Source organism: Vibrio sp. Vb0888, assembly GCF_033338835.1.
GTDB classification, from domain to species: domain Bacteria; phylum Pseudomonadota; class Gammaproteobacteria; order Enterobacterales; family Vibrionaceae; genus Vibrio; species Vibrio alginolyticus.
This window is the reverse complement of sequence record NZ_JAWOTL010000003.1, coordinates 277,725-290,798: the sequence shown is the minus strand read 5'-3', so window position 1 is coordinate 290,798 and position 13,074 is coordinate 277,725. Positions and strand designations below refer to the sequence as shown.

At 37.9% G+C, this 13,074-nt stretch carries 11 protein-coding genes; 2 read left to right on the top strand and 9 right to left on the bottom strand.

The genetic code is table 11. From position 1 onward, the window contains the following. Positions 1 to 323: 323 nt before the first annotated feature. The 9 genes from R7P72_RS07335 to R7P72_RS07295 all read right to left on the bottom strand — a co-directional run bounded on the left by R7P72_RS07335 (position 324) and on the right by R7P72_RS07295 (position 10,748). Positions 324 to 1,481 (bottom strand): PIN domain-containing protein, encoded by a 1,158-nt coding sequence (locus R7P72_RS07335; protein WP_318110399.1) that lies wholly within the window; start codon positions 1,479 to 1,481, stop codon positions 324 to 326. Between the two features lie 97 nt (positions 1,482 to 1,578). After that, a complete protein-coding gene (locus R7P72_RS07330; RefSeq protein WP_318110398.1) occupies positions 1,579 to 3,624 on the bottom strand; it encodes a hypothetical protein in 2,046 nt (681 codons plus the stop codon). Then, complete coding sequence (locus R7P72_RS07325) at positions 3,625 to 4,071, bottom strand: hypothetical protein (RefSeq protein ID WP_078607048.1); 447 nt, start codon at positions 4,069 to 4,071, stop codon at positions 3,625 to 3,627. It abuts the gene before it with no gap. Continuing rightward, positions 4,072 to 5,232, bottom strand: coding sequence for a hypothetical protein (locus R7P72_RS07320; RefSeq protein WP_318110397.1), 1,161 nt, complete (start codon positions 5,230 to 5,232; stop codon positions 4,072 to 4,074). It lies immediately after the preceding gene. Further along, positions 5,220 to 6,146 (bottom strand): ComEC/Rec2 family competence protein, encoded by a 927-nt coding sequence (locus R7P72_RS07315; RefSeq protein WP_318110396.1) that lies wholly within the window; start codon positions 6,144 to 6,146, stop codon positions 5,220 to 5,222. Before R7P72_RS07315 ends, R7P72_RS07320 begins: the two co-directional genes overlap by 13 nt. 379 nt (positions 6,147 to 6,525) lie before the next feature. After that, the gene (locus R7P72_RS07310; RefSeq protein ID WP_318110395.1) at positions 6,526 to 6,894 is read right to left on the bottom strand and encodes a hypothetical protein; all 369 of its coding nucleotides are present in this window, start codon (positions 6,892 to 6,894) and stop codon (positions 6,526 to 6,528) included. A gap of 491 nt (positions 6,895 to 7,385) precedes the next feature. Next, on the bottom strand, positions 7,386 to 9,107 hold the full coding sequence (locus R7P72_RS07305) for an ATP-binding protein (protein WP_005377471.1): 1,722 nt from the start codon (positions 9,105 to 9,107) through the stop codon (positions 7,386 to 7,388). Beyond that, complete coding sequence (locus tag R7P72_RS07300) at positions 9,097 to 10,278, bottom strand: FIST signal transduction protein (protein WP_005377472.1); 1,182 nt, start codon at positions 10,276 to 10,278, stop codon at positions 9,097 to 9,099. Before R7P72_RS07300 ends, R7P72_RS07305 begins: the two co-directional genes overlap by 11 nt. 113 nt (positions 10,279 to 10,391) lie before the next feature. Further along, positions 10,392 to 10,748: a hypothetical protein gene (locus tag R7P72_RS07295; protein ID WP_213907248.1), complete on the bottom strand. Its 357-nt coding sequence runs from the start codon at positions 10,746 to 10,748 to the stop codon at positions 10,392 to 10,394. A gap of 257 nt (positions 10,749 to 11,005) precedes the next feature. On the opposite strand from R7P72_RS07295, the gene ccoN reads away from it, so the two are divergent. Together ccoN and ccoO are read left to right on the top strand one after the other, a co-directional pair. Beyond that, positions 11,006 to 12,433 (top strand): cytochrome-c oxidase, cbb3-type subunit I, encoded by a 1,428-nt coding sequence (gene ccoN / locus R7P72_RS07290; protein WP_005396488.1) that lies wholly within the window; start codon positions 11,006 to 11,008, stop codon positions 12,431 to 12,433. A gap of 12 nt (positions 12,434 to 12,445) precedes the next feature. Further along, positions 12,446 to 13,066: a cytochrome-c oxidase, cbb3-type subunit II gene (gene ccoO / locus R7P72_RS07285; protein ID WP_005377475.1), complete on the top strand. Its 621-nt coding sequence runs from the start codon at positions 12,446 to 12,448 to the stop codon at positions 13,064 to 13,066. Positions 13,067 to 13,074: the final 8 nt, after the last annotated feature.

The following is a 13,074-nucleotide window of genomic DNA, read 5'->3' as shown; positions in this document are numbered from 1 at the left end:
ACTTACCCGTGAATATACGTCTAACAAATAAAGGCCCATTAGATGGATGATAGCGCACTCACATAAGTCTGGTGCAAACTGGTATGTTTGCGGCGATATTGGGCCTGAGATGCCAGCAGCGTTTTCTGATAAACACCTAACTTCCACTTTTGGTCTAGTATCAAAAGTACGTGTGCTGAAGTTAGCTTAAGCGATATCTACTATTCACTTTGTCTAGATTAATCGATTCTAGGCGATTTTATATGTTACAAAGTAAATTGAAGAAAAAGTTATAAACGTTATATATCTTGAATTCGCATGTCAGATTAAATCCACGCTGTGCTTTATTCCAATATGGCTCCACTGATCACTTCAATGACCCCAGACACATTAGTGTTGTTAGCGCTAAAGTATTGCATGTGAACAGCTAGATCATCTGGGGTTAAATGAGTGTTTAAGTAAATCTCAATAGCACCAGAGAAGTTGACTGCTCTTAGTTCCGAGCATTCACAATAACCATCACCATTCATGCTATCTATATCAACATGTTCCTGACTCATCTCATCTAGAGCGACATAGTCTCCGTAATATGCTGCATAATTAACAAGGGCATTGGCTCCAAATTGAATATCAATACTATACATATCATCGTTAATATATCTAATCTCACCAAGATTCACATTATTGATTGAAGAAACGTCTATATGTTGTATATCTGAATTATAAGAGCTTTCTAGAAGGAGATTATCTGTACCGGAAAGGTCATCGCCAGTAAGATAGACATCTTCAATACCTACCCCTTCAGAACTAATATACTTTATCAATACTTTTTGTGACTCGGCTGACGCGAGGACTCCCTTAACCAATTCAATTTTTTCTGATTTTTGATTCAGCTCACTCAGAATCTCTGATACTTGCGGACTATCTAGAAACTCGCGTAATGTTCTGAACACACTGATATTGTCGTATTTAGTGAGTTTGTCGTGAAAGTTTCCATCTTTACAAAGAACTGTTACGGGCTCATTTTCGGCTAGTGAAAGAATCCCCTTTGATATCATAGCGTCAGGAAAATCATCACGGTGTTTCGCTTTCTTAAAAACACCACCACCTGAAAAGTAATCATCGATAATCGAAACTATATCTTCTGGGTTAAAAGGCACTTCTTTAATACAGTTTACCTTCATCCAATCATCAAAATTGGATTTAATCGGTGCCTCTAGCCCATCTTTAAATTGTTGTAACTGAATATTCATTTCTTCGACGTATTGATGATTTGGATGCGAACTATTCGTCTTTTTCCGAATAGCCTGCAATGAGCTAGAGATCTTTTGACAATGATCTGAGAGATCAATAAATTGTTGGCTAAGGTATTCTCTTTTTACAATATTAGGTATGTATACATCTACAACACTTTCTCTGGATAAGCGAGCGAGTATCACCATATCACTTTTGTCGATACTATTTTCGCGAAGAATATTGGTATCTAACACGACCTTTGGCATCTTGAGTTCCTCTCAATATTGTCATTTTCAAATACTAGGCATCTGTCATGATTGTAAAGATGCCTATGAACAAAATAGATAAATTGTATAATTAAGATTAATCTAGCTTACGAATACATTTGCTTTCGTTCTTCTCGTCGATATCAATGATCTTTATCTTCTGAGATTCAATATGACCGAACAAATCACCCAGTACACGTACATCCACACCTTCATCAACGAGTTCACCGTTATCATTTGATAAATTTTTAGAAATAGCAAAGATTGTTTGTTTTCCATGATGAGCAGCCGTATTCAACAGTTTCTTCATACTAGTCATTTTCATTGCATGTTGACCCGGTTCGTCAAATAATACAAATCCGGGATGATTAACAGAACAAGTAGATAACGATAAGTAGTAGGCCCATTCTGACCTTATAAAGTCGCTCGCTGAAGAACTTAAGCGTATCGGCTGAGTGTTATAAGTCGTGGTTTCATTGTCAAACATTGCTATAAATGGAAATAGCTTTGCTGGATAGTTATCTCTTATTTTAACGTAATTTATTTTATTGCTTTTATACTCAAATATACTAAGAAGGGATTTGAAACGAGATTCAAACTCTCTAATCTTGACTTCGTCTCTATGTTCAACACTCTTCAAATCATCTAAGAGTTTTTTGTTTGCTAAAAGATTAGTATTGATATCCATCATCTTACGAATGAAAGCATCAAATTCAGATTGAATCTTTTTAAACTCAGTAACCTTCTGTTTTAGATGAATTTCCTTATAAATTTGTGAGCGCTTTATTTCGCTAGTAGTGTTTATGTCGTCCGTGATTAACCGTAGTTGCTCTTTTTGCTCTTCTAAGTTTTGCTGGTAGTAACCAAGAGATGCTTCTAGCTTTTCGATTAATTCATCAACATTTTTTAGTTGTGTAGAATATAAGCTCTTCTCAGTTTTCATAAACGAGAGGGATTTATCTATATCTACCCTTTCCTTACATATATCTTCTGGATTATCTAGATTTGAGTCACAAACTGGGCAACTATTGATACGTTGAAAATCATTGAAACGGCCAACCTTTTTAATGCCCGAAACATTTTCTAAATCCTTATCCAATTTATTTATGATTTTCTTATAGCTATCTCTATTATATTTCTCAGAGATAATTTTGTGCTCAATTGTTCTAATTTGCTTGTTAAGATTTCTAACAACTGTTAAAAACTTACTTTGTTCGTCTGTCTTTATGTCATTAGTTTCTAATGCAAGCTTCCTAGCCAGTTCATACTCGGATTCTAAGTGGGTTTTGTAATCAAGAAAAGGTAGAATCCCCTCTTCAATCTTAACGAATAACTTAGCAGCAATATTTTTGCTGAGTATAGGCTTATGTTTGTCAGTTAACCCATCAATTAATATGTTATGTTCAAATAGTCGTTTGGAACATTGGTTATATTCGTTTTTCCACGAAAGTTTCAGTTCTGATTGTTGTGCTTCAAGCAAGCTCTTTTGTATATCACTTGTTAGACTTTCCAGACCCAAAGAATGTTCAACTACTTTAGTCTTTACGTCTCTAATGCCAAAAAATGGTGATTGTGCAAGGAAATCTGACCACCCTCTAGTTTGTTCTATAAGGCATGTAGACATAACATTCTGTAAGTAGATAGACTTAACTGTATTTCCCTCATCGTCTTCGAGATAAGGTAAATTAATATCCATAAACTGTTTTAACCAGTTATAGAAGCCATCATGACTCTCATGATCTCCAGTAGAGTGGATAAACAGAGTGGATTTTCTTTCACCAGTATCGACTAGCAATGTATTATTCTTTTGCCCCGGAGTTCGGCTAATTCTACGTCGAATTTTTGCAATATTACCAAGAGAGTTTTGAATTGTTAGAAAAGCGTAAGACTCAGAGACATAGTATGTATTCTCTAGGATGTCAAACTGTTTCCAGAGGCACTTATCTAGTATATCGGATTTATTCCCACCTAATAACTGCTCCATACCAAGACAATAATAAATGCATGATAAAATCGTACTTTTACCACTTGAGTTATCCCCTAGAATCACATTAAGGTTATCGTCAAAATCATGACTGAACCCATATTTTTCAAGGCTGTTTTTTGTTCTTATCTCACAACTAACGTTTTTAATCTTAATCATCTAAACTAACCGTTGCCTATCTATTTTTGATACTGGTGTTTTGCATAAATTTCTGATTTTGCTCACAGCATCGTTGAATATTTTATTTTCGACAATATTAACGTACATCTCATTTGTAAATTTTGTCTTGCTAATCAGCACTTTTCCTTTATTAACTTTGACTTCCCATAATTTATTTGCATCACCGTAAATGATGTGCTTTTTTAGGTCATATATCGGCCAACTTGGTATTAAGTCTTTTGTTTTGTGTCCAAAATCACTAGGAAGATCGTTGATATAAGCAGAGAATACAAACGACAGTTTATTATACGGAGCGTTAGCTTGTTTTTCAGTACACTCGTAAATGATAATGAGTAGTAAATATATCTGTATTTCAAATGAGTTAGCGCTAGATAATATCGTGCTTCTTTCTGAGAGTTGAACTATTTGTTTATCTATTTGATCCATTTAGTTGTTTGCCTCATCGATAAATGCTAAATCACATATAAGCAGCCATTGAGCAATATCTCTATTACTTACTAAATTTGATTCGACAACAGACGCACCTTTTTTAACCAATGTGGATGACATCGTTGATTTATGTCTATTACAAATGCTTTTATATTTTTCTGATGCTTCTTTTCGAGTATTAAAATATTCAATCATAGAGTCGTTTGAAGCAACCTTATAAGCGCATTGATAGGCACTACTCAAATCTAATCTAGCTATCGACCAGTATTCCTTTAATAAATTACCACTAAGATAATTCCAGACAATTTTCCTGCGCTCGTTGTCTACAAAATCTTCGGGAAACAAATAGCTTGTTTTTTTATTTAATTGCTTAACTTCCCTCTCGTTAGAGTTTGATGCAATCCAACTATCTATAGTGGCATCGTTTACTTGATTTGTACACTTATCAAGTATTTCCTTTAGGGCATTAGTGTCTTGACTTAACTCTAAACAAGACGTCACTTCTACATCATTTAAAAATCTATGGAGGTGCTTCGTGTTTGTAATTTGGACTAGTCCGTCAGAGAGGCTAACGTTTGGAATCGAATCTATTATACCTGCAAGATAAAGTTTATCTTTAGCACAATAAAAAAGCCCAGAACCAGATACGCCAGCGTAAGCTGAGGCCCCTACGTCACCATTTTTGATATCATGAAAAGTGTCCTTTTCTACCCGAATATAATAACCATAGTCATTGAGCGGCTTATCGTTTAACTTGTGAACAATAACTGATTCTTGATCATCCTGAATAGGCTTAACCACGAGGCGGCAGTTTTCTATGAGTAACTCATTGGAAATCCTATCGCAAAATTTGATGTCGATTAGGTTAATATCTTCTATTGACTTACTTTCAAGAACTAGTATCGAAACCTCACATTCTTTTGAAGTTTTTATATCACCGATTACATCCTTCACAACGAATTTTTTATTATCTATAACCACTTCTATGATTGTTTCTTTATCTAGATTTCGATCAAAATCTACTCCGTAAACAACATGTCCACTAGTTATAATGTAGTTCTTACCTTCATGTAAGAATGGAACACCACTTCCTACGAATTCTTCATCTATAAATATATTAGAAGATAAAACATTTGAATGGACGTCTATTTCAAACATGTTTTCGAAATCTCTTGTTTCAATATAAAATTCAAATTGCTAAATTTTTTACTACTTCTCTTTTCCAACTTTCTTATGATGTCATAGTTAAAATATATATCAAAATTCAAACCTAACTCTTGGGCGCGTCGGTCAAGCATATCTAAAGTTTCATCATCGGGATGGTTGTAAACTCCACCATTCGTAGATATATAAAAGCTTGAGCAATTCAAAATTTTTAATAGAGACTCCGTAGTATTGTGCTTGCTTCCATGGTGAGATAGCTTTACAAGATCTATATCAAGACGGTTATCTTTTGAATAGCCACCATTTATAAGATAATTTTCAATTACATCCGGGTGTGAGTCGCCTAACAGAAGTAATTTAAACTCTTCATGGCTGCATATAACCGATATAGAACTACGATTAATGATATCTCCATTGTTTTTCTGTCTTTTTGAATATGTCAACTTGTCATCTTCGATTATTTTACTAGCATTCCAATTTTTATGAAGCTCACCGATATCTTCTTCCATAGGTGACAATACTTCTATTTCGATGTCGCGAATTTTAAAGCGTTGACCTTGTGCTAAGGGATTCATACTCCGGGAGTGTTTTTCAATGATTTTTTTAAAACTGTCTCCGTGGTGGTACGCAACCTTGGTGCCACTATATCTGGATGCCAGATCTGGGTGATTCATATAGAAATCTGTATCTGCTAAGCTATGCTTTGTCGACTTGAGAAATTGTGCGATTCCTCCAATGTGGTCATTATCAACATGAGTCACGATTACAGCGCTAATCTCTAGCCCTTCAACTTCTCGTTTGATATCTCCAGAAGTGGAAGGCATACCTCCATCGATAAGAAGTGCGTAGTTTTGGTGAGTAATTACAAATGCATCACCTCTATATGCTTTGAGAGCTTTAAATTTCATGCGGGACTTTATAAATATGCAACAATGCTAAATTACTGATAATCTAGCATGTTTAATCGAAAAGCGGAATACTTCTGCCACACAAGAAAGGCAAATCAAAATTGATTACTAGTGGCTGTTATTTTCATTTTGTGAGATAGACATCAGGATTTCTGCCTGTGAAGGTATAGGGGTAATAGAGTATAATCAAGATGACAAGTTCATCTACTTATCCATCTAAACGACTCTCTAAATTGTAAGCTATCATTGTGGTTAACTTAATAGCAATCTACTAGGAATAGTTTACATAGAACACACAACTCCGTATCAATTGCTTGAACTTCCAACATCGTTGATGGATTGTAGTGTGGAAGTGTGTCTAGCATCGCTGAAACTGTACTTATTTATCATGAACAGGAATCATTGACTTCACGTTGTATAGAAAATTTGTCCAGCCTTCAGACCCACCAGAAATAATCCAACCAGTTAATACGACGTCGATACTATCAAACAGCATTATATGTATTGGGCTCGCAAACTGACTAGAGTCTTCGAGACCACCGAGTACTCTCACCGCACCGACGGACGAGAGGCTACATCCAACCAACAGAGAAGCAACTAAGCACATTCTTCCCGTTTCTGCTGAATAGTCATTGACTACGCTAGTCCAGACTCTAACTCTATCTTTCAAGGCCTCGTCTGTTGGGTTCACCGCTAGTTCATCTTGCGCTCTTGATAGTTCAATATTTTTATGAATTGTGTAAATCACCTGTTCTTATTAGTGTTTATTCATTGGCTCCAAATCACCCAAGCAAACGTTTGTTACAGAGACTAAAGGCAAATTTAAAGTAACTGGTTTGAACCAACTTTATGTTTCTGAGAAATGAGAGCCGAGTATCGCTTGATGCTGACACCTACTACATGAACCTAACATATGAATCAGGTTATTTCTTATACTGAAAAGCGTGTATTTATGAAGTTAAACTTGGTTCATGAGCTGAAAATTGCGTATTGAGCAACTCTAAAAGCAGTGTAGACAAGAAGTTAACGAAGATTGTGGGTTATGAATTGAATGAAAACCCAGAATAGTTAAATTATATATCGCCGTACGCTAAATATTATCTGAGTATGCTCCTATTCCCTTGCAGATTTTAAATTTAAGGGCTTTAGCATTAAACATAATGGTTATTTACCATAAAATACTTAATATAGATCTTAATAATCTATCGATTGTTAAGATCTATATTAACGCCTTTTTACTTATTGAAATGACTGTATAGCTTCAAAGATATCTTGTCTTCTAACTGGCTTGGAAATGAATCCGTCCATACCGGCATCCAGGCATTTATCTCTATCGCTTTCTAGCGCATGTGCAGTTAACGCTATAATTGGGGTCCTGAGACCTTTATCTCGAATAAGTCTTGTTGCGGTAATTCCATCCATCACTGGCATCGAGACATCCATGAGAATCAAATCGATTAAATCCTCATTCTCTTCTAAAAATGTTAATGCCTCTGCTCCATGGCTTGCGATATGAACATTATGGCCAAGCTTATTTAAGATAAGCTTTATTACGAACTGATTCGATTCGGTATCTTCTACGACGAGAAGTTCCATTGCTTTTGTCGGTTGATTGGTTTCGATTCTAACTGGACGATTTTGATTACAACGAGTCAAAACTGGAATCGAAATCGTAAAGGTTGAACCAACATGCTCATCACTTTTAACGGCAATCTTTCCACGCATCATTTCGACTAAATGCTTGGTTATTGCGAGCCCCAGTCCTGTACCACCGAAGCGTCTCGTGATGGAACGGTCTCCTTGATGAAATGCCGTAAACAAATGCTCTTGCTTTGCTTTAGATATACCAATTCCAGTGTCAGATATTGAGATCACAAGTTCAGCATCTTGCTCAGATACAGAAACTTTTACTTCACCTTCGTCTGTAAACTTTATTGCATTCCCTATTAGATTAAACAGAATTTGAGATAACCGCGTGGAGTCAATCCAAAATTGTTTGTCATTAGTGACAGTACAGTTGAGCTTGAATTTAAGATTTTTCTTCTTAGCTATTTGTTTTTGCTGAGAAATAACAAAAGTGACAGTGTCTCTTAAGTTAATCCATTGTTCATTGAGCTGAAAGCGACCTGACTCGATTTTAGAAAGATCAAGAATGTCACTGATTATCGCGAGAAGTAACTCTGCAGAGCACTCCATTTGGCTCAAAGCATCAATTTGTTCTTCTGACAAGGTTGATTGCTTCAGTATATCTAGCATTCCAAGAACGGAATTTAAAGGGGTTCTTATTTCATGACTCATCATCGCTAAGAACTCCGACTTAGACCGGTTCGCAAGCTCTGCTTCTTCTCTTGCTTTAGCGAGCTGAGTTGTTCTTACTTCAACGATACGTTGTAACTTCTCTTTGGTCTCGATATCAATGACCGCCCTTTCAATTAAGGGACGAAACCGCCTCAAGGTTTCCTTATTCTCTATGCTAAAGTGCCCTTTCTGAGCTCCAATAAGTAGGATTACGGTTTGCGTTACTTCTGAACGTATACCAGTTAAAACGACCGAGTTTACATGGCTTTTTATAAAGCTGTTTAAGTTAACAAACTCAGCGAGTTTATCTGGCTCGAACAGTAGAATGCATTCACCATTGAGAGCTCTTTGATAGGTGTTACCGTGTAACCAGGATACATTATCAAATACGCTATTAGTTGATATCAATGTCTTGAAGGGATATCGTTCACCATCACGAGTCAGTACAATAAAATCATCGAAGTTGATGTACTTTTTGAGGACATTGTTTAATCCCGTAAATATCTCATGCCGATTCTTTGCCTCACTCATCGCAGATATCGCGGAAAGAATGGCCTTGTTTTCATCGGCGAGTAGTCGTTCTCTTTGTCTAGCCTGCTTTAGCTCAACTAACGCTTCTTGAAGCGCTTCCTGTTGATATATGTCTAAGTATTTATCTTTCATAAGGTTTATGGAATATAGCCGATGAAATCATCAGGTTTCCATGTCCATTCTCACCACCAATAAATCTACCTTGCTCGCCGAAAGTAAAAGGGCAAATAAAAGGCAAATGTTCTAGTTCTTGGTTAATTTGTTCACAAACGCTATTCATGTCTTGCATTAAGTGCAACATGGGACCTGCGCAAAAGATATTTATCACTCCAATTTTTCGAGACTCTTCTAATTTTTGGTTAAAAGCGGCATTGACGACTTTTGCAGCGCGCGCAACGAGATGCTCACGACTTCCTTTCATTAATGTGAGCTCGTCACCCTCTTCTATTCGTGTAAACAACTCGATTCCACCATCTTGCGTCTCACGGATCGGATGGGATAACTTGTAATATGGGCGATCATAGAGATGACCTGCGATCCGCCCTAATGGATAAGCACTCGAGTTTGTAAACAGCATATTATCTTTACCTACTTGGTTATCCTGGTGATTTGTCCACCTTCTATAAACATTGAGCGCAGGTTCGTTATCAATTTCAAGTAAGCATCTATCGTTGGTCTTGGTTGCAACACCTTTGATATTAGTTGGTGTATGTCCAGCGCTAAAAGCGATATCAACAGGTTGAGAGGAGTAAAAGAGAGTTAAGCTTAAACCTGAAGTTTGAGAACCTTGGGCGGTTATCACAGACCATTTCCCAGCGATGTTATTATCAGCGGCCGAACCACCAATAATTGGAATTAGAGTTCCAAATCTTTCATCTATAGACGCAATGATTGATTCCTCTTGCCCTGGTGTAGCATGAAGTAGAATTAAGTTTGGTACCTCTCCTACACGGTTTGCGTTCTCAAGGGCCATATCCAAAGCCTTGGTGACGCTGTCACCTGAGTTGTGATTAGAAATACCAGTACCATAAGCATGAGGACCTGTATCATAAACAGCAAGTGCCGCAATTACTGGGCCTGTATGAAAGCCCTGATCTGTCATTACGGCTTGACATGAACTGGCGCCATGAAAAGGCACACCAGGAAAATGCGCAAGAAACGCTTCTCGAATCAACTCGAAATTGTATTCTTCCGTGTAGTAACACATCACGTAAGACAAGTTCTGTTGTGTCAATTCGGACCTGAGCGTTTTTATCGCTGAGTCTTCATCTTTAATATGAGTAAAAACTGATTGGCAATGCATACGATTTTATAATTGGATATCACTCTGCTGTTATACCATTCCAACCAATTTTCTCTAGGTAAGAAGGTGTTAATTTCATTAATAAGTTACGATTATCTCGTGATAGATCGTATTTATAATTGAACTACAACAATGTTTTCACCTTTTTTAAAGGTGATTTTTTTCGATTCAGGCATGATGTCCCATTCTACTGACTTATGCTTTTCGTTGAGATTGATAAAATTACCAGATTGATTTAGATCAATTTTTAGAGTGCTACTTTCTGTCGTTTCGAGCGAAATTCCCATTGAGTCACGATTAATCGTGATTATTTCTCCTTCAATTGTTACATCGCATCGTTCTTTTTGTGAACAGTCAACGCTATTAACACTCTCGTGTGTAAAGGTACGCCAGAAAAATGCGCTTATTAAAACACTGAGCATGATTAAGATTTGTGCAAGTCGCGCCTTTGTTAACTTTTGTGCAGGCATAATTACTAATATCCTTGTTACAAACTTCAAACTTTTTAAATAAAAAATGATTTCCAGAGGTCCAGTAAGGTTACTACCCTGTCATTGAATTGTTAATTCAAGTATAGTGTCACGCTGAAAATGCCACTTTTTATTAAAGTCAGCAATGGAAATAAGGTGATGATAACACTTGAATTCTAGAGTTTACTTGGGTGGTGTTACGACGCAAGTCGTGTTGGAAGTAAAAGTGTAGTTAATTAGAAATTGGAAGCATGCAAATGAGCCAAGTAAAGCAGCTTGAACAAAACTACAACTATACAGTCGTTCGCCAATTTACCCTTGTGACCATTTTATGGGGCATAGTTGGTATGGCTGTTGGTGTTTTGATTGCCGCTCAATTAGTTTGGCCACAGCTAAACTTTGATACGCCGTGGTTGACGTACAGTCGCTTACGTCCACTGCATACTAATGCGGTAATTTTTGCGTTTGGTACCAGTGCTCTGTTCGCAACGTCTTATTATGTTGTACAGCGCACATGTCAAACACGTCTTTTTGGTGGCCCACTCGTTGCCTTCACCTTTTGGGGTTGGCAAGCAATCATCCTGGCAGCAGCCATTACTTTGCCTCTCGGTTTAACATCGGGTAAAGAGTATGCTGAGCTAGAATGGCCTATTGATATCGCAATTGCGCTAGTATGGGTATCATATGCGGTGGTGTTCTTCGGCACACTAGTGAAGCGAAACACGTCACATATTTATGTGGCAAACTGGTTCTTCGGTGCCTTTATTATCACAGTAGCAGTACTTCACATCGTGAACAGCATGGCTATTCCTGTGTCACTTGGTAAATCTTACTCGATTTACTCGGGCGCAGTGGATGCGATGGTTCAGTGGTGGTATGGACACAATGCGGTAGGTTTCCTACTGACCGCTGGTTTCCTAGGTATGATGTACTACTTCGTTCCTAAACAAGCTGAACGTCCTGTTTATTCTTACCGTCTATCTATCGTTCACTTCTGGGCACTTATTTCTCTATATATTTGGGCAGGCCCTCACCACCTTCATTATACAGCGCTACCAGACTGGACTCAGTCTCTAGGTATGGTTATGTCGCTGGTTCTATTTGCTCCTTCTTGGGGTGGTATGATCAACGGTATTATGACGTTATCTGGTGCATGGCATAAGCTTCGTTATGACCCTATCCTACGTTTCCTAATCGTTTCACTGTCGTTCTACGGCATGTCTACCTTTGAAGGCCCGATGATGTCGATTAAGACGGTTAACGCACTTTCTCACTACACAGACTGGACCATTGGTCACGTTCACTCTGGTGCGTTAGGTTGGGTTGCGATGGTCTCTATCGGCTCTGTATATCACTTGGTACCTCGCCTATTTGGCCAAGAGCGTATGTACTCTGTTGGTCTAGTTAATGTGCATTTCTGGCTAGCAACAATCGGTACCGTTCTTTACATCGTTGCGATGTGGATCTCTGGTGTAATGCAAGGTCTTATGTGGCGCGCGGTTAACTCTGACGGTACGCTAACTTACAGCTTTGTTGAGTCTGTAGAAGCGTCTTATCCGTTCTACTTTGTACGTTTCCTAGGCGGATTTATCTTCCTATCAGGTATGTTCCTAATGGCATACAACACGTACAAAACGGTAAGTGCACCTAAAGAAAGCCTAAAAGCTATCCCACATCCGGCATAAGGAGATTTAAGAATGAGTAATAATTCTAATAATCGCCATGAAATCTTAGAACGTAATGTCGGTTTGTTGGCTATTTTTATCGTGTTTGCTATCAGTTGGGGTGCTCTTGTAGAGATCACTCCTCTGATTTTCCAAAAGCAAACGACTGAACCTGTAGAAAATCTGCGCGCTTACACTCCTTTGGAGATGGAAGGCCGTGATATCTACATCCGTGAAGGTTGTAACGTCTGTCACAGCCAGATGGTTCGTCCTTTCCGCTCAGAGACTGAACGTTACGGTCACTACTCTGTTGCTGGTGAGAGTGTTTGGGAACACCCATTCCTTTGGGGCTCTAAGCGTACAGGCCCGGATTTAGCTCGTGTTGGTGGTCGTTATTCTGACGAATGGCACCGTGTTCACCTGTTAGATCCTCGTGAGCTTGTACCTGAGTCAAACATGCCAGGTTTCCCGTGGCTAGCTGAAAACGTTTTAGACGGTAAGCTAACTCAGAAGAAACTTGAGCTATTTCGTGATCAGTTCGGCGTTCCATACACTGATGAAGAGATCGCGAATTCGGCTAAAGAAGTAGAAGGTAAAACAGAGATGGATGCAATCATCGCTTACCTTCAGTCTCTTGGTCATGCAATGAAGTAAGGGGATCA